The organism is Roseateles sp. (assembly GCF_039929605.1).
GTDB lineage: Bacteria > Pseudomonadota > Gammaproteobacteria > Burkholderiales > Burkholderiaceae_C > Pelomonas.
Window position 1 is genome coordinate 1 of sequence record NZ_JBDSQX010000026.1, and the last position, 17,385, is coordinate 17,385.

Annotated in this window: 17 protein-coding genes; 9 read left to right on the forward strand and 8 right to left on the reverse strand. The window is 66.9% G+C overall.

The window, feature by feature from the left end; all coding sequences use genetic code 11:
- Positions 1 to 452 precede the first annotated feature (452 nt).
- Genes ABIS05_RS04055 through ABIS05_RS04065 form a run of 3 tightly spaced genes read right to left on the reverse strand, consistent with a single transcriptional unit; the run spans position 453 to position 3,422 of the window.
- On the reverse strand, positions 453 to 1,544 hold the full coding sequence (locus ABIS05_RS04055; RefSeq protein WP_348010165.1) for a sn-glycerol-3-phosphate ABC transporter ATP-binding protein UgpC: 1,092 nt from the start codon (positions 1,542 to 1,544) through the stop codon (positions 453 to 455).
- 16 nt (positions 1,545 to 1,560) lie between these two features.
- Complete coding sequence (locus ABIS05_RS04060; protein ID WP_348010166.1) at positions 1,561 to 2,484, reverse strand: arabinan endo-1,5-alpha-L-arabinosidase; 924 nt, start codon at positions 2,482 to 2,484, stop codon at positions 1,561 to 1,563.
- Entirely contained in the window at positions 2,484 to 3,422 is a 939-nt protein-coding gene (locus ABIS05_RS04065; RefSeq protein WP_348010167.1) for a dihydrodipicolinate synthase family protein, read from the reverse strand. Before ABIS05_RS04065 ends, ABIS05_RS04060 begins: the two co-directional genes overlap by 1 nt.
- Positions 3,423 to 3,643: 221 nt before the next feature.
- Here ABIS05_RS04065 and ABIS05_RS04070 point away from each other — a divergent pair, with 221 nt between their 5' ends.
- From ABIS05_RS04070 to ABIS05_RS04095, 6 genes are all read left to right on the forward strand, one after another.
- The gene (locus ABIS05_RS04070) at positions 3,644 to 4,411 is read left to right on the forward strand and encodes an SDR family oxidoreductase (RefSeq protein WP_348010168.1); all 768 of its coding nucleotides are present in this window, start codon (positions 3,644 to 3,646) and stop codon (positions 4,409 to 4,411) included.
- A gap of 73 nt (positions 4,412 to 4,484) precedes the next feature.
- Positions 4,485 to 5,552: an aldose epimerase family protein gene (locus tag ABIS05_RS04075; protein WP_348010169.1), complete on the forward strand. Its 1,068-nt coding sequence runs from the start codon at positions 4,485 to 4,487 to the stop codon at positions 5,550 to 5,552.
- A 12-nt stretch (positions 5,553 to 5,564) separates the two neighbouring features.
- Positions 5,565 to 6,053, forward strand: a complete 489-nt coding sequence (locus ABIS05_RS04080) for an acyl-CoA thioesterase (RefSeq protein WP_348010170.1) — start codon at positions 5,565 to 5,567, stop codon at positions 6,051 to 6,053.
- Positions 6,037 to 6,969 carry an SMP-30/gluconolactonase/LRE family protein gene (locus ABIS05_RS04085; RefSeq protein ID WP_348063214.1) on the forward strand — a complete coding sequence of 311 codons (933 nt, stop codon included), beginning with the start codon at positions 6,037 to 6,039 and terminating at the stop codon, positions 6,967 to 6,969. The genes ABIS05_RS04080 and ABIS05_RS04085 overlap by 17 nt, the downstream gene beginning before the upstream one ends.
- Before the next feature lie 150 nt (positions 6,970 to 7,119).
- Complete coding sequence (locus ABIS05_RS04090; protein WP_348063215.1) at positions 7,120 to 7,260, forward strand: hypothetical protein; 141 nt, start codon at positions 7,120 to 7,122, stop codon at positions 7,258 to 7,260.
- Between the two features lie 11 nt (positions 7,261 to 7,271).
- Positions 7,272 to 8,420 (forward strand): hypothetical protein, encoded by a 1,149-nt coding sequence (locus ABIS05_RS04095; RefSeq protein WP_348010172.1) that lies wholly within the window; start codon positions 7,272 to 7,274, stop codon positions 8,418 to 8,420.
- 3 nt (positions 8,421 to 8,423) lie between these two features.
- On the opposite strand, the gene mnmE is transcribed toward ABIS05_RS04095, so the two are convergent.
- The 5 genes from mnmE to rpmH all read right to left on the reverse strand — a co-directional run bounded on the left by mnmE (position 8,424) and on the right by rpmH (position 12,675).
- Positions 8,424 to 9,788, reverse strand: a complete 1,365-nt coding sequence (mnmE, locus tag ABIS05_RS04100) for a tRNA uridine-5-carboxymethylaminomethyl(34) synthesis GTPase MnmE (protein WP_348010173.1) — start codon at positions 9,786 to 9,788, stop codon at positions 8,424 to 8,426.
- 199 nt (positions 9,789 to 9,987) lie between these two features.
- Positions 9,988 to 11,709: a membrane protein insertase YidC gene (yidC, locus tag ABIS05_RS04105; RefSeq protein ID WP_348010174.1), complete on the reverse strand. Its 1,722-nt coding sequence runs from the start codon at positions 11,707 to 11,709 to the stop codon at positions 9,988 to 9,990.
- The gene (yidD, locus tag ABIS05_RS04110; RefSeq protein WP_348010175.1) at positions 11,702 to 12,019 is read right to left on the reverse strand and encodes a membrane protein insertion efficiency factor YidD; all 318 of its coding nucleotides are present in this window, start codon (positions 12,017 to 12,019) and stop codon (positions 11,702 to 11,704) included. Before yidD ends, yidC begins: the two co-directional genes overlap by 8 nt.
- Positions 12,016 to 12,489 carry a ribonuclease P protein component gene (locus ABIS05_RS04115; RefSeq protein WP_348010176.1) on the reverse strand — a complete coding sequence of 158 codons (474 nt, stop codon included), beginning with the start codon at positions 12,487 to 12,489 and terminating at the stop codon, positions 12,016 to 12,018. The genes yidD and ABIS05_RS04115 overlap by 4 nt, the downstream gene beginning before the upstream one ends.
- Before the next feature lie 51 nt (positions 12,490 to 12,540).
- Entirely contained in the window at positions 12,541 to 12,675 is a 135-nt protein-coding gene (rpmH, locus tag ABIS05_RS04120) for a 50S ribosomal protein L34 (protein WP_054021782.1), read from the reverse strand.
- A 344-nt stretch (positions 12,676 to 13,019) separates the two neighbouring features.
- Here rpmH and dnaA point away from each other — a divergent pair, with 344 nt between their 5' ends.
- From dnaA to ABIS05_RS04135, 3 genes are all read left to right on the forward strand, one after another.
- Complete coding sequence (dnaA, locus tag ABIS05_RS04125) at positions 13,020 to 14,492, forward strand: chromosomal replication initiator protein DnaA (protein WP_348010177.1); 1,473 nt, start codon at positions 13,020 to 13,022, stop codon at positions 14,490 to 14,492.
- A gap of 158 nt (positions 14,493 to 14,650) precedes the next feature.
- Positions 14,651 to 15,772 carry a DNA polymerase III subunit beta gene (gene dnaN / locus ABIS05_RS04130; protein WP_348010178.1) on the forward strand — a complete coding sequence of 374 codons (1,122 nt, stop codon included), beginning with the start codon at positions 14,651 to 14,653 and terminating at the stop codon, positions 15,770 to 15,772.
- 108 nt (positions 15,773 to 15,880) lie between these two features.
- Positions 15,881 to 17,385 (forward strand): DNA gyrase subunit B (locus tag ABIS05_RS04135; RefSeq protein ID WP_348010179.1); only part of this gene is annotated, 1,505 nt, incomplete at its 3' end.

Sequence of the window (17,385 nt, forward strand, 5' to 3'; positions counted from 1 at the left end):
GGTGCTCAGCCCCGAAGCCCCGCGCCGAACTCGCGCCGCTACGCTCTGCTCAAACAGGCGTCGCGAGTCAGTTCTTGAGGTTCGCTGCGCGAACGGGCTTCGGGTCTTCCGCTCCTCGGCGGGGCTCAAAGGGGGCATGCAGAAATACATCCACCGGATGGATTTCGGGTTTGGCTGTTGCGGCTGTTCAAAGGGTCCCCTTTGGAGGAGCCGAGAAGCGCAGGAGCCCGGGGCGCGAGCGCAGCGAGCATCAACATCTGACTTCGCGCCGCCTGTTTGAGCAGAGCGTAGCGGCGCGAGTTCGGCGCGGCCCCGGGCTTTGAGCATCGCAGGGCACCCGTCGCAGACGGGCGACGGAACAGGGGCGACTTTTTGCCTTCTTTTTGGTCGCTCAAAAAGAAGGTCGCCCGCCGGGGCGAACTCCCGGCATGGGCCTCGCCAGCAACGAACTGTCACGACAAAGCCTCCTGCGCGTGATGCGCGAGACCAGCCTCGTCAAACAGATGCGCCTCTGCGACATCCACGTTCACCGCAACATGCGAGCCGAGCCGAGGCGAAATCCCTGCTGGCACCGTGACGATCAACGGCGTGCCGCCCTCAAGCTTCAGATGCGCCAACGTGCGCTCACCCAAAAACTCGACCAGCTCCACCCGCCCCCGCAGCGGCCCAAACTCCGCCACCCGCAGGTTCTCCGGCCGCACGCCCAGCACCAAGCCTTGCGAAGCCAGGCCGTCGACAGAGACCCGCGTCGTCACCGACGCGCCACCCGGCACCGTCACGACCGCAAACCCACCCGCATCCGCCGCCCGCTCAACCGGCACAAACCCCATCCCCGGCGTGCCGATGAAGCTCGCCACAAACCGCGTGGCAGGTCGTCTATACAACTCCGCCGGCGTCGCCACCTGCTCGATCGCGCCGCCCTTCATGACGACGATGCGCGTCGCCAGCGTCATCGCCTCGATCTGGTCATGCGTGACAAACACCATCGTCGCGCCCAGGCGCTGGTGCAGCTGCGCCAGCTCCAGCCGTGTGCGGCCACGCAAGGCCGCATCCAGATTCGACAACGGCTCGTCGAACAGGAAGATCCCCGGCTCCTTGACGACAGCACGGCCAATCGCCACCCGCTGCCGCTGCCCACCCGACAGCTGCCCCGGCTTGCGGTCCAGCAGCGTGTCCAGCTCCAGCATGCGGGCGGATTCGGTGATGCGCCTGGCGATCTCGTCGGCCGGAATGCCGATGTTCTTCAACCCGAACGCCAGGTTCTCGCGCACGCTCATGTGCGGGTAGAGCGCGTAGTGCTGGAACACCATGGCCAGGTTGCGCTGGCCGGGCGGCATGACCGTCACGTCGCGGTCGCCGATGAGGATGCGGCCACCGGACACCTCTTCCAACCCGGCCACCATGCGCAGCAAGCTCGTCTTGCCACAGCCCGAGGGGCCCAGAAAGACGACGAACTCGCCTTCGGCGACGTCCAGCGACAGGTTCTCGATGACCTGCATCGCGCCGTAGCGCTTGCAGACGTTCTCCAACTTCAAACCAGCCACGTTGCCTGTCTCCGGTTCATTCTTCTTGTGCTACCACGGGCCAGCCGTCGTCGGTCCAGCTCAGGCGCTTGAAGCGCAGATGCGGCTTGCCGCCGCGCTCGCTGTCGTAGGCGTGATGGACCAGCCAGTCGCCGACGACGTCCTGGTGGCCCGGGCCCTTCCAGCGCGCGCCGCTGATGAGCAGCGGCGTGGCGCCCGCATCCAGCATGTCCTTGCCGTCGCGGTCCAGGTAAGGCCCCGTCACGCTGCGGGCGCGGCCGACGCGAACGTTGTAGGTACTCGCCACGCCCTTGCAGCACGGGTCGTAGGACGCGAACAGATAGACCCAGTCGCCGTGCCGCGCAATCGTCGGCGCCTCGATGCCGCCCTTGCGGCGCGCAATGAAGCGCGTCTCGCCGATGGGCCGCAGCGTGGCCGCGCTCAGCTCGGTCAGGCGGATGCCGCCCCAGAACGAGCCATAGCTCAGCCACAGCTTGCCGTCGTTGTCGACAAACAGGTCGGGGTCGATGGCGTTGAAGTTGTCGGCGGCCGTGCTCTGCACGACCAGACCTTCGTCGTGCCACTCGCCGTCGGGCTTGTCGCTGCTGGCCAGGCCGATGGCCGAGCGGTTCTTGCCGAAGGTGGAGATCGAGTACAGCGCCCAGGTGCGGCCGCGGTGCTCAAACAGCTTGGGCGCCCAGACGTCCAGGCCCTTGTGCTCGGGCACGGCATCGGCCCACCAGGCGGGAATTTCCGTGAACGCCGGCGCGAGGCGGCGCCAGGTCTTGCCGGCGTCGGTCGATTCGAGCCGCTGCAGGCCTCGGCCGGTCGTGAAGACGAGCCAGTGGTCGCCCTGGATCAACAACGTTGGGTCATGCGCGCCGGTGTCGCCCGCAGGTTCCACGGCGCATGCGGGAGCGGCAAGACACAGCGCTAGCAGCGCTGCGACCAGCGCGCGCATTACTTACTCCAGCGCAGGACCAGGGGGTCGAGTCGTTTGGCCGCGTCCAGCAGGCCGGCGCGGGTCTCGGGGCTCATCTCGGGGAAGGGGTGGCGCGGCGCGTCGCTGGCGATCACGCCGCCGGCCTTCATCAGCGCCTTGGCGGTCAGGATGCCCCCCTGACGGTTCTCGTAGTTGATCAGCGGCAGCCAGCGGCCGTACTGCACCACGGCTTCCTCGCGGTCGCCCCGGTGGAAGGCGTCGAAGATCAGCCGGATGCCGTCGGGGAAGCCGCCGCCGGTCATCGCGCCGGTGGCGCCGGCGTCCAGGTCGGCCAGCAGCGTGATGGCTTCCTCGCCGTCCCACGGGCCTTCGATGGCCGCGCCGCCGACGCGGATCAGCTCGCGCATCTTGCTGGCGGCCTGCGGCATCTCCAGCTTGAAGTACTTCACGTTCGTGATGTTGGCGGCCATGCGCGCCAGGAAAGGCACCGACAGCGGCGTGCCGGCCACCGGGGCGTCCTGGATCATGATCGGAATGCCGATGGCATCCGACAGGCGCTGGTAGAAGCTCTCGATCTGGCTTTCCGACACGCGGAAGGTGGCGCCGTGGTACGGCGGCATGACCATGACCATGGCCGCGCCGAGGTCCTGTGCGAGCTTGCTGCGCTCAATGCAGATCTGCGTCGAGTAATGCGTCGTCGTGACGATGACGGGCACGCGGCCGGCGACGTGCTCCAGGATGGCGCGGGTCAGCGTCTCGCGCTCGGCGTCCGACAGTACGAACTGCTCGGAGAAGTTCGCCAGGATGCACAGGCCCGTGGAGCCGGCGTCGATCATGAAGTCGATGCAGCGCAACTGGCCGGGAACATCCAGCGTGCCGTCGGCATGGAAGATGGTCGGCACGACGGGGAAGACGCCGCGATAAGGTCGCGAAAGGCGGGCGGTGGAGGCGCTCATGATGCGGTCCCTTGTCTCTGTGGGAAGTTGATTCAAGCACCGGCGCGCGGCGCACGGCCAGCTGTCATCGCCGGCATGGCGTTCATTAAAGTATGACTATTTAACTGTGATCATCGGGGTTAACCCGGAATTCGACGACTTTGCAAACAAAAAAGTATGACTAATAATCGCAGCACCGTCCGGCCAGAGAAGCCGGCCAGCATCCGACCGGAGACAGATCGATGAGTGCCTACGCCCGCTATTCCAGCCTGCAGGACCGGGGCGTCCTGATCACCGGCGGGGCCACCGGCATCGGTGAAACCTTGGTCGAGGCGTTTGCCGAGCAAGGCGCCAAGGTGGCCTTCATCGACCTGGCTGCCGCTGAGGGCCAGGCGCTCGCCGCCCGCCTGGCTGGCACCTCGCGCCACGCGCCGCAGTTCGCGGCGGCGGACCTGTCCAACGTCGAGTCGCTGCGTGCCGCCATCACCTCGTTGCGCGAACGCAGCGGCCCGTTCACGGTGCTGTTGAACAACGCCGCCAACGACAAGCGCCACTCTGTCGAAGAGACCACGCCCGAGTTCTGGGACGCCAGCGTCGGCGTCAACATCAAGCACCAGTTTTTCACCGCGCAAGCCGTGCTGCCCGACATGAAGGCGGCCGGTGGCGGCAGCATCGTCAACTTTGGCTCCATCAGCTGGATGCTCAAGCAGGGCGGCATGCCGGCGTACACCGCAAGCAAGGCCGCGACGCAAGGCCTGACACGCTGCCTGGCGCGCGACTTCGGGCCGCACAAGATCCGCGTCAACACGCTGGTGCCCGGCTGGGTCATGACCGAGAAGCAGTTGAAGCTCTGGGTGACGGAAGAGACCAAGGCCGAGATCGCCAAGGGCCAGTGCATCAACGAGCCGCTGATGCCGCAGCACATCGCCAACATGGCGCTGTTCCTGGCCGCCGACGATTCGGCCATGTGCACGGCGCAGGACTTCATCGTCGACGGTGGTTGGGTATGAGCGCCGCGCCGGGCCGCCCCAAGCAAGCTCGCTCCCGCCTGGCGGGACAGGCCGCAGGCCGAAGGGTGCATCAATGAGCATGGAAAGCCGTGAATACGGGCGCTTGCCCGATGGCCGCCTCGTCCATGAATACACGCTGGGCAACGGCCTGGGCTTGGAGCTGACCGCCATCACCCTGGGCGGCATCGTCACCGGCCTGTGGGTGCCCGATGCGCAGGGCCAGAGCGGCAACGTCGTGCTGGGCTTCGACAACCTGGACGACTACGTCCACCGCAACCCGGCCTTCGGCATCATCGTCGGCCGCTACGGCAACCGCATTGCCGGTGCCAGCTTCGAGCTGGACGGCGAAATGCACAGCCTCGGCCGCAACGATGGCCCCAACTGCCTGCACGGCGGCACGGAGGGATTCGGCCATCGCCTGTGGGCGGCCACGGCCGTCGAGCCCCGTGCCGGCGAGGCTGAGGCACTGCTGTTCAGCTACACCAGCCCGCACGGCGAACAAGGCTTCCCCGGCGAGTTGAAGGTCTACGTGCGCTATTCGTTGAGCGCCACCGACAACAGCTGGCGCGTCGACTACGAAGCCACGACCGACCGCGCCACCGTCGTCAACCTGACTCACCACGACTACTTCAACCTCGCCGGCCATGGCTCGGTGCTGCGCCACCGCCTCACCATCCCGGCCTCGCGCTACAGCGAGGTCGACGAGCATCTGATTCCGCAGCAGCACGCGGCGGTGGAGGGCACGCCCTTCGACTTCCGCGAGGCCAGCCCAATAGTCGCCCGCATCCGCCAGGCCCACCCGCAGCTGCTGCGCGCCAAGGGCTACGACCACAACTGGCTGCTCGACGGCGACCCCGATGCCGACGGCCTGCGCCGCGCCGCCACGCTGGAGGACCCGCACTCCGGCCGCTGCATGCACGTCCTCACCAGCGAGCCGGCGATGCAGTTCTATTCCGGCAACTTCCTGGACGGCAGCCTGGCCGGACCGGAAGGCCGCATCTACCGCCAGGGCGACGGCCTGTGCCTGGAAACACAGCACAACCCGGATTCGCCGCATCACGAAGCCAGCGAGGACTGGCCGAGCACCGTGCTGAGGCCTGGCGAGGTCTTCCGCAGCACGACAATCCACCGCTTCGTTTAGAGAAGCCGCCTCATGGACCTGCCCGCCCACCAACTGACGATGACGGTGCTGATGACACCGGACACCGCCAACTTCTCCGGCAACGTCCACGGCGGCAACATCCTCAAGCTGCTCGACCAGGTGGCCTACGCCTGCGCCAGCCGTTACGCGGGCCGCTACGTCGTCACGCTGTCGGTGGACCGGGTCATGTTCCGTCAGGCCATCCACGTCGGCGAGCTGGTGACCTTTCTGGCCAGCATAAACATGACCGGCACTTCGTCGATGGAAGTCGGCATCAAGGTCGTGGCCGAGAACATCCGCACGCAGGAAACGCGGCACGTCAACAGCTGCTACTTCACGATGGTGGCCGTGGGCGACGACAACAAGCCGGTGGCCGTGGCGCCGCTGCGCCCCTTCACCCCCGACGAGCGCCGCCGTCACGCCGGTGCCATTGCGCGCAAGCAGGCCCGCGCGGCCCTGGAAGTTCGACCTGACGCCAAACCCGATGCCGATGCCAGCTGAACATCCCTTCGTCCTGGCCCTCGCCCAGGCCAACACCCTCGGCGAAGGCCTGCAGTGGCACGCGCCCACCGGCCGCTGGTGGTGGACCGACATCCAGGCGAGCAGCATCTACGCCTGGACGCCCGGTGCCCCCACCACGCTGCAGGTGCGCCTGCCCGAGCGCGTGGGCTGCTTTGTGCACGGCCGCTCCGGTACCCTCATCCTGGCCATGGCCAAGCGCCTCGCGCGCCTGACGCTGCCCGACCTGCAGGCCACCGGCAGCACCGCCGGCGTGCCCGTCGAGATCACGCCGCTCGAAGCCCACCTGCCCACCACCCGGGCCAACGACGGCCGCTGCGACCGCAGTGGCGCCTTCGTCTTCGGCACGCTGGACGAGGCCGAGCCGGGCCAGCCTCGGCAACCGATTGGCGGCTTCTACCAGTACACGCTGGCCCACGGCCTGCGCCGCCTGGCGCTGGACGGCGTGGCCATCGCCAACAGCATCTGCTTCAGCCCCAACGGCCAGCGCATGTACTACTGCGACACGCCCAGCCGCCGCATCATGGTGTGCGACTACGACTCGGCCAGCGCCCGCGTCAGCGAGCCGCGCCTGTTCGTCAAGAAGGAACTCGACGACTGCTGGCCCGACGGCTCCACCATCGACGCCAAGGGCAACCTCTGGAACGCCGAATGGGGCAACGCGGCCGTGGCTCGCTACGCGCCGGACGGCCGGCTGCTGGGCCGCTATGCGTCGCCCGTGCGCGACGTCACCTGCCCCGCTCTCGGCGGGCCGGCGGGCGACCAGATCCTCGTGAGCACGGCGCGCGTCGGCCTCAGCACGGCCCAGCAGATGGCCATGCCGCTGTCGGGCAGCTTGTTCGCGATGGCGTTGGAGCCGGGGTTGTTTCTGGCTGAGTCGCTGTTCAACGACGACTGAACAAGCGTTCTCTCGCAGCCCCTTAGTCCGTGACGTGAGGCGAGCGTGGTGGCCATCGGGGGGGGGGCGGGCACGGGCGCTGATTGCCGACCTCAGCCAGCCTTCAAGGTCTTGGCGGCAGCGATCGCCAGGCCTGCGGAGCGGAAGACGATGGCCGCAGCCGCTGGCCTGGCGCTGCGTGACGAAAAGGGACTTCGCTACAACCCGATCACCAAGACCGACGCGCTGAACGGGCGGCCGACACCGTTGTCATGCGCGGGCAATTCAGCGACATTGCCGCACCCCCGCTGACCCGCCTCGCCATGCGTCTACTGCCTCTGCTGTTCGGCTTCTGTCTCGCCTTCACCGCGCATGTCCATGCTGCCGACATCGCGGCCGCCGCGCCCGGCCCGCATGCCGTCGGCTCGACCAACCTGCAGGTCACGCCGCCCACCGACAAGCCGCTGATCGATTACCTCAACGGCAGCAAGGACGACGCCTACCTGCCGGCCATCCTCACCCACCCGCAGGCCGTGCCACAGCTGCAGGTCACCGTGCCCGCCGCTGCGCCGGGTGCCGGCGCCATCGCCGACAAGCCCCAGCCGGTGGTGTTGCACATCCTGTACCCCACGCCCGCCAGCAACCCGCGGCCCGACTACGCCTTCCCCTACAAGGACACCGGCGATGCCGTGGTCCCGCATATGCAAGGTCCGTCCGACGAGCCGCTGCTGGCCGACCCCGCCGCCAAGTACCCACTCATCGTCTACTCGGGTGGCTACAACACCCACGGCCTGTGGCATCTCGGCCACCTCAAGCTGCTGGCCTCGCACGGCTACATCGTCGTCAACCTCTTCCACGGCGACGGCCGCGCGCCGGGCTACCCCGAGTCCGTCGCGCTGCGCCAGGCCGGCGTGCGCGCCGCGCTGGACTTCGTGCTGCGCGACCCGGTGCTCGGTCCCGCCATCGACCGTGACCGCATTGGCGCCTCGGGCGCCAGCGCCGGTGGCCTGACGGTGCTGGCGCTGCTGGGCGGCGTCGACCCCAAGTACCCCGCTCACAACCCGCGCGACCCACGCATCAAGGCCGGGTTCGGCCTCGTGCCTTTCATGGGCACCAGCTTCGGCGTCGGGCCCTTTGCAGTCGACGCCTGGCACCTGGGCCGCGACTTCGAAGGCCTGGCCGCCGTCAAGGCACCGTTCTTCGCCGTTTATGCCGACGAGGACAAGAGCGTCTCACCCGACGCGGTGCGTGCCGGCGTCCGCCGCCTCGGTGGCCCCGCCTGGGCCGTCGAACTGCCCGGCGAAGGTCATCTGCTGTCGCCCGCTGCAGAGCGCGAGGCGTACAGCTGGGAGCTGACCTTCTTCGACGCCGTCCTGCGCGGCAGCGCAGAGGCGCGCGCCAAGCTGGTGCCCGGTACGCAGGTCAGTGGGGGTGGCAAGGGAAAGATGACGTTTGTCGGCGCGGCGCGCTGAGGCTCACTTGCCAATGCAGAAGCTGCTGAAGATGACCCCCAGCAGCTCGTCCGCCGAGAACGCGCCGGTGATCTCGCCGAGCGCGTCGTGCGCCAGGCGCAGCTCCTCGGCCAGCAAGTCCAGCGCCGCGTCGCGCTGAGCGGCCACCTCGCGGGCCAGCGCCAGGTGTTCGGCGGTGCGGGCAAGTGCCTGCACGTGGCGCTCGCGGGCGATGAAGAGGCCTTCGGGCACGGCCTGCCAGCCGGCGGTCGTCAGCAGCCGCTGGCGCAGCGCCTCCAGCCCGTCGCCCGTCTTCAAGCTCAGTGCGATCTCGCCGGCCGGGGCTGCAGCGAGGTCCGCCTTGTTGAAAACCTGCACGATGCGGCTTGAATCGACACTCGCCAGCCGCGCGCGGATGCGCTCGTCCTCGGCCTCGTAGTCGGGCTGGCCGACGCGGCCCAGGTCGTGCAGGAAGAGCACGACATCGGCGTCATGAATGGCATCCCACGATCGCGACACGCCGATGCGCTCGACCTCGTCGACCGTCGCGTCTCGCAGGCCGGCCGTGTCGGTGATGTGCAGCGGCACGCCTTCGATCTGGATGGTCTGGCTGACCTTGTCGCGCGTCGTGCCCGGGATGGGTGTGACGATGGCCAGCTCGGCGCCGGCCAGTGCGTTCAGCAGCGAACTCTTGCCCACGTTGGGCTGGCCGGCGAGCACGACCTTGAGCCCGTCGCGCAGCAGCGCACCCTGGCGCGTGCGGGCCTGCACTGCGCTCAGTTGCGCGGTCAGGCGGTCCAGCCGCCCGAAGGCATCGGCCTTCTCCAGGAAGTCGATCTCTTCCTCGGGAAAGTCCAGCGTCGCCTCCACCAGCATGCGCAGCTGGATGAGCTGGTCGCGCAGCACGTCCACCTCCTGCGACAGCGCGCCGCCGAGCGCCCGGCTCGCGCTGCGTGCGGCGGCCTCGGTGCTGGCGTCGATGAGGTCGGCCACGGCCTCGGCTTGCGCCAGGTCGAGCTTGCCGTTCAGGAAGGCGCGCTGCGTGAACTCGCCGGGTTCGGCCAGCCTCAGGCCGGCACCGGCCTCGATGACACGGGCCAGCAGCAGCTGCATGACGACGGCGCCACCGTGGGCCTGGAGTTCCAGCACATGCTCGCCGGTGTAGGAATGCGGCGCCGGGAAGTGCAGCGCCAAACCTTGGTCGATGGCCGCGCCCGCCGCGTCGCGGAAGGGCAAGTAAGTCGCCTCGCGCGGCTTCAACACGCGACTGCAGACGGCTTCGATGAGCGGTGCCAGGTCTTGCGGCGACGACACGCGCACGATGCCGACGGCGCCGCGACCCGGGGCGGTGGCAATGGCGGCTATGGGGTCGGCGTGGCGGGCAAGCATGGGCGCAATTGTCGACGCGCCAAAAAGAAACAGCCGCCCGGTTGGGCGGCTGTTTCAGGTGTTGGCGCGGGGGAGGCTCGATGAGGTGGCTCTCGTGAGTTCCTTGCGGGCCGTTGTTCTCTGCCCCGCGAAGCTATTGAACTGCGAACTGCGGGCAGAAAAAAGCCCCCGGCTGCGGGGGCTCATTCAGGGGTGTGAATCAGTTCACGCCCAACCGCCTGTTGATGAGCCACTGTTGGGCGATGGACAGGATGTTGTTCGTCAGCCAGTACAGCACCAAGCCGGCGGGGAAGACGAAGAACATGACGCCGAAGGCGACCGGCATGATCCACATCATCTTCTGCTGCATGGGGTCGGATGCCGGCGGGTTGAGCCAGACCTGGAACAGGCTGGACGCCATCATCAGCAGCGGCAGGATGAAGTAGGGGTCGCGCACCGACAGGTCGGTGACCCACAGCATCCACGGCGCGTGGCGCATCTCGACGGTAGACAACAGCACCCAGTACAGCGCCATGAAGATGGGCATCTGCAGGAAGATGGGCAGGCAGCCGCCGATGGGGTTGATCTTTTCCTCGCGGTAGATCTTCATCATCTCGGTCTGCATTTCCTGCGGCTTGTCCTTCAGGCGCTCCTTCATGGCGGTGATGCGCGGTGCGACAGCTTTCATGCGTGCCATCGACTTGTAGGCGCTGGCGTTCAGGCTGTACAGCGCGACCTTCAGCAGCAGCACCAGCGCGACGATGGTCCAGCCCCAGTTGCCGATGAAACCGTGCAGCTTGTCGAGCAGCCAGAACAGCGGCTCGGCCAGGATGTGCAGCTTGCCGTAGTCCTTGACGCGCTCCAGGCCCGGGGCCAGCGCCGAGAGGTTGTTCTCTTCCTGGGGGCCGGCGAAGAGCGTCGCCTGCTGCGTGGTGCTGGCGCCGGGCGCCAAGGTGGGCAGCGTGAACACCATGCCGGTGGCATAGGTGTCACCGCTCACGCCGGGCTGGCCGGGCAGCTTGCGCACGAAGAACTCGCGGTTGCCGGGTTCGTTGACGAGCCAGGCGCTGGCGAAATAGTGCTGGACCATCGAGACCCAGCCGTCGTTGGCCTGCTTCTCGATGTCGACGTTGTTCTTGTCGATGTCGTCGAACTTGATGGTCTTGAACTTGGTCGTGTCGTTGTAGATGGCCGGACCGGTGAAGCTGGGCGTGAAGGCCGCGCCGCCGGTGACCGTGCTGCCATCGCGCACCAGCTGCAGATAGACCTGGGGCGTGACCGGCGCCGTGCCGACGTTGACCACCTCGTGCGTGACGCCCACCGTGTAGACGCCGCGCTTGAAGGTGAAGGTCTTGACGAGCTTGATGCCGCCTACCTCGGCCGATTCCAGCCGCAGCTTGACCTCGTTCTGGCCAGCCTCCAGCTCGCGCGGGCCTTCGACCGCCGTCATCGGCGTGTTGTGTGTCGGCAGCGGGCCTGCGCCGCCCACCAGGCCGGTCTGGGCACGGTAGTGCTGCACAGCGTTGAACAGCACGACCGGCTCGGGTGTGAACGCGGGCTTTTTCTGCAGATGAACCATCTGCAGCAGTTGGTCGGTGACCTTCGGGTCCGGCGAGGTGAGGTACTTGGGCAGCTCGGCGCGGACGATGTCGCCGCCCAGCGTGTCGACGGTGACCGTCAGCACGTCGGTGTGGATGGTGATTTTCTCGGACGGTGCCGTCGTGGCGGCTACGACGGCCGGGGCCTGGGCATTGCTGGCCGAGACGGTCGAGCCCGCCGGCACGCCGCTGGACGCAGGGCCGACAGGCGCCGTTGCAACGGCCTTGGGCGCCTGGGGGCTGAACATCGAGGGATGCCCGTTGTGCTTTTGCCAGCCGTCCCAGAGCAGGACGAGGGACATGGTGAACACCACCCACAGCACGGTGCGGCGAATATCAGTCATTGGAAGACTCGGACGAGGAAGACGATGGCGCACAGCGCGCCATGGAGGGGGAGATCAGGCGGGAAAACAGCCGCGGCGGATTGTCAGGCACGGGGTCGTGCCCGCCTTTGCACAGCGGCTGGCAGCGCAGGATGCGATGAACGGTCAGATAACTGCCGGCCAGCGCGCCGTGCTTTTCCAGGGCTTGCAAGGAATAGCGTGAACAGGTCGGCTCGAAGCGGCAGGCATTGCCCAGCCAGGGGCTGAGCATCAGCCGGTAGCCGCGCACGACGGCCATCAGCGCGCGGGCGGGCCAGCTGGGTGCTGTCATGCGGCAGCCTTGGGTTTCAGCGCGCGATCCAGCAACTGCGCGAGTTCGGCGCGTGCGGCCTGGCGCAGCGCATCGGACGCGGCGCTCGGAAACTTCTGGCGGTCAAAAGGCAAGCGCAAACGGACAACCCACAAACCCGGCGGCATGCCGATCGCTTCAGCAAATGCGGCGCGAATCTGGCGCTTCAAGAGCGCACGGGTCACCGAGCGCTTCGCGTGCCGTTTGGGCACGACCATGCCGAGCCAGCAGCCATCCGGAGGATTGGGCAGGGTTTGTTCCACAGAACTGTGGGCAGGCTGTGCGTCGCCTGTTGATAACTCGGCCGGGGCTGTGCGTAACTGGGCCGCGACCCAGGTGCTGGGCGCCGGGCTGGCCGAGAGATGGTGCAACGCGAAGTGCGTGCTGCGCGAGCGGCTCTGGCGGGCGAGCACCCGCTCGAAATCCACCGGGCGTTGGATGCGACCGATCATCGTGGGCCCGGGATGGGCGGCGCGGGGAGCGCCGCCTTGTGCGACAAGGCCTTAGACGGCCAGGCGCTTGCGGCCCTTGGCGCGACGCGCGGCGATGACGGCGCGGCCACCGCGGGTCTTCATGCGCACGAGAAAGCCGTGGGTGCGGGCGCGGCGGGTCTTGGAGGCTTGGTAGGTACGCTTCATGGGGAAACCTCTTTGGAGGGTTTGTACAGCCGGGCACAGCGGTTGGCGCCCGGCGGATTGACTGCAGAAAGCGCGCAGCGAAAGAGCCACTGATGCGCGAAAACCCGGCATTACAGCAGATGCGGCGACCCCGGTCAATAAGTCGCCAGTCTCAAGCCGGGTTTGCCAGGGATTGACCCCCTTCCAAATTCTGTGGATAACCCGTCTTTCAGGGGCCTCGGGTCCTTACAATCCGGGCGCTCGAAAAGAAGTTTTCCACAATGAGCGAAGAAGAACACAGGGTGGATGGGGTGCAGGCTTTGAACACGGGCGCGATGACAGGTTTGACGACCAGCGCTGAGGGCATGAATTCCGCAGAATGGGCGTCGGACCTCTGGCGGCGTGGCTGCGAGCGTCTGGCCACCGAGCTGCCCGAGCAGCAGTTCAATACCTGGATCCGCCCGCTGCCGCCCGCCACGCTGGCCGGCGAAGGCGCTGACAGCGGTGCCAACAGCGCCCTCGTGGCGACGCTGAAGGTGCCCAACCATTTCAAGCGCGACTGGATCCGCCGCCAATATGCGGCCCGCATCGAGGCCATCCTGACCGAGTTGGCCGGCCGCCCGACGCGGCTGGAGCTGGCCCTGGTGGCGCGCGATGCGTCCAGCGCGCCTGACACCATGCCCAGTTCCATGGCGGGTACCGCCTCGGCGTCGCAGCAGTTTTCGGCCCAGCCGCCGGCGCCCAGCGCGGCGCTGCGGCCCATCAGCGCGCCGCCCGCCAGCACCATCATGCTGCCGTCGCAGGCGCCGGCCTCGGCCAAGCACCGCATCAACCCGCAGCTCACGTTCGACACCCTCGTGCCCGGCCGCGCCAACCAGATGGCTCGCACCGCCGCGCTGCACGTGGCCGGGGCGCCGGGCATCACCTACAACCCGCTGTTCATCTACGGCGGCGTCGGCCTGGGCAAGACCCACCTGATCCACGCCGTCGGCAACGCGCTCTTGAAGGACCGGCCGGACGCCCGCGTGCTGTATCTGCACGCCGAGCAGTTCATCTCCGACGTCGTCAAGAACTACCAGCGCAAGACCTTCGACGAGCTGAAGGCCAAGTACCACTCGCTCGACCTGCTGCTGATCGACGATGTGCAGTTTTTCGCCGGCAAGGACCGCACGCAGGAGGAGTTCTTCAACGCCTTCGAGGCGCTGCTGGCCAAGAAGGCGCACATCATCATGACGTCGGACACCTACCCCAAGGGGCTGGTGGACATTGACGAGCGCCTCACCAGTCGCTTCGACGCCGGCTTGACGGTGGCCATCGAGCCGCCCGAGCTGGAGATGCGCGTCGCCATCCTGATCAAGAAGGCCGTGGCCGAGGGCGCGCCCATGCCCGAGGACGTCGCCTTCTTCATCGCCAAGAACGTGCGCGCCAACGTGCGCGAGCTGGAAGGCGCGCTGCGCAAGGTATTGGCCTACGCCAAGTTCTCGCACAAGGAGATCAGCATCACGCTGGCCCGCGAGGCGCTGAAGGACCTGCTCTCCATCCAGAACCGCCAGATCGGTGTGGAGAACATCCAGAAGACGGTGGCCGACTTCTACAAGATCAAGATCGCCGACATGTACTCCAAGAAGCGCCCGGCCAGCATCGCCCGGCCGCGCCAGATTGCGATGTACCTGGCCAAGGAAATGACGCAGAAGAGCCTGCCCGAGATCGGTGAGCTCTTCGGCGGGCGGGACCACACGACGGTGCTGCACGCGGTGCGCAAGATCGGCGGTGAGCGCCAGAAGAACACCGAGCTGAACCAGCAGCTGCACGTGCTGGAGCAGACGCTGAAAGGGTGAACCGCAACGGGCCGCCCTCGGGTTGACCCGTAGCTCCAACCAAGCCCCTGCCGGCCAGCCGCGCACTCTTTCCGGGCGACAATTGCAGCTTCACGCGCGCGCGTTTTTGGGTCTGCGCCCAGCTGAATCCCCCCAAGATCTCCTCCAAAGAGGCCTCCATGATCGTTTTGAAAGCTCCCCAGGATCAGGTGCTCGGCGCGCTGCAAGCAGTGGCCGGCATCGTCGAGCGGCGTCACACGCTGCCCATCCTGGCCAATGTGTTGATCCGCAAGACCGGCAACCAGGTGGAGCTCACGACCAGCGACCTCGAGATCCAGGTTCGCACCACCGTTCAGTTCGATGGGGATGCCGGCAACCTGTCCACCACGGTCGGCGCCCGCAAGCTCATCGACATCCTGCGCTCCATGCCGAGCGACCAGGTCGTCAGCCTGACGAGCAACGCCAACAAGATGACGCTGCAGGGCGGCAAGAGCCGCTTCACGCTGCAGACGCTGCCGGCCGACGACTTCCCGCTGGTGCAGGAAGCCGCCGATTTCGGCCCCGCCTTCAGCGTGCCGCAGAAAGCGCTGAAGGGTCTGATCAACCAGGTGCACTTCGCGATGGCGGTGCACGACATCCGCTACTACCTGAACGGCATCCTGTTCGTTGCCGAAGGCAAGAACCTGACGCTGGTGGCGACCGACGGCCACCGCCTGGCGCTGGCCCAGGCCGAGCTGGACACCGACATCCCCAAGCAGGAAGTCATCCTGCCGCGCAAGACCGTGCTGGAACTGCAGCGCCTGCTGAAGGACGGCAAGGGCCAGGACGAAGAAGGTGTCATCGAGATGCGCTTCGCTGGCAACCAGGCCAAGTTCTCCTTCAGCGGCATGGAGTTCGTGACCAAGCTCGTCGAGGGCAAGTTCCCCGACTACAACCGCGTCATCCCCAAGAACCACAAGTTCCGCTTGACGCTCGGCCGCACGACGCTGCTGAGCAGCCTGCAGCGCGCGGCCATCCTGACCAGCGAGAAGTTCAAGGCCGTGCGCCTGACCTTCGAGCCGGGCCTGCTGTCCATCGCGTCCAGCAATGCCGAGCAGGAAGAGGCCAAGGAAGAGATCGAGATCGACTACGCCGGCGACAAGATCGAGACCGGCTTCAACGTCACCTACCTGATGGATGCGCTGGCCAACATGAGCCAGGACATGGTCTGCGTCGACCTGAACGACAGCGCGTCGAGCGCGCTGCTGTCCATCCCCGACAACACCGGCTTCAAGTACGTCGTCATGCCAATGAGGATCTGACGATCCTCATTGGCGGTGCCCCTGCGTTGGCACCCCCCGGCCCCCCGCCAAGCGGGGGGTTCTAGTTTGAGAGTTGTACCGGCCGCGTCGCGGCCTTGAGAGTGCCCCATGAGTGATGTTCCGAACAGCGAAAACCATCCCGACGGTCTGAACGAGAGGCAGCAGGCCGCGGCCGCCGCCGAGAAGCAGTCGGGCGCGGTCTACGACGCGGATTCCATCCAGATCCTCGAAGGCCTGGAAGCCGTGCGCAAGCGCCCCGGCATGTACATCGGTGACACGTCCGATGGCACCGGCCTGCATCACCTCGTCTTCGAAGTCGTCGACAACTCCATCGACGAGGCCCTGGCCGGCCATTGCGACGACATCGTCGTCACCATCCACACCGACAACTCCATCACCGTCATCGACAACGGCCGCGGCATCCCCACCGGCGTCAAGATGGACGACAAGCACGAGCCCAAGCGCTCTGCCGCCGAGATTGCACTGACCGAGCTGCATGCCGGCGGCAAGTTCAACCAGAACTCGTACAAGGTCTCGGGCGGCCTGCACGGCGTGGGCGTGAGCTGCGTGAACGGCCTCAGCAAGTTCCTGCGCCTGACGGTGCGCCAGAACGGCAAGGTCCACTTCATCGAGTTCAACCGCGGCATCCCGCAGGACCGTCAAATCGAAGTCATCAACGGCTTCGAGACCAGCCCGATGAAGGTCATCGGCGAGACCGACAAGCGCGGCACGGAAGTCCATTTCCTGCCCGACACCGAGATCTTTCAGCAGAACGCCGACTTCCATTACGACATCCTCGCCAAGCGCCTGCGCGAGCTCTCGTTCCTGAACAACGGCGTCAAGATCCGCCTCGTCGACGAACGCAACAACAAGGAAGACAACTTCGAATACGCGGGCGGCGTGAAGGGCTTCGTCGAGTTCATCAACAAGGGCAAGACGACGCTGCACCCGAACATCTTCCACGCCCAGGGCGACAAGATGAGCGACCAGCAGACCAACATCGGCGTCGAAGTGGCGATGCAGTGGAACGACGGCTTCAACGAGAACGTCCTCTGCTTCACCAACAACATCCCGCAGCGTGACGGCGGCACCCACCTCACCGGCCTGCGCGCCGCGATGACCCGCGTCATCAACAAGTACATCGACGACAACGATCTGGCCAAGAAGGCCAAGGTCGAAGTGGCCGGTGACGACATGCGCGAAGGCCTGGCCTGCGTCGTGTCCGTCAAGGTGCCCGAGCCCAAGTTCAGCTCGCAGACGAAAGACAAGCTGGTCTCTTCGGAAGTACGCGGCCCGGTGGAAGACATCGTCGGCCGCCTGCTGACCGACTACCTGCTCGAGAACCCGCTCGACGCCAAGATCATCTGCGGCAAGATCCTCGACGCCGCCCGCGCCCGCGAAGCCGCGCGCAAGGCTCGCGAGATGACGCGCCGCAAGGGCGTGCTCGACGGCCTGGGCCTGCCCGGCAAGCTGGCCGACTGCCAGGAAAAAGACCCGGCGCTGTGCGAGATCTACATCGTCGAGGGCGACTCCGCCGGTGGCTCCGCCAAGCAGGGCCGCGACCGCAAGTTCCAGGCCATCCTGCCGCTGCGCGGCAAGATCCTGAACGTCGA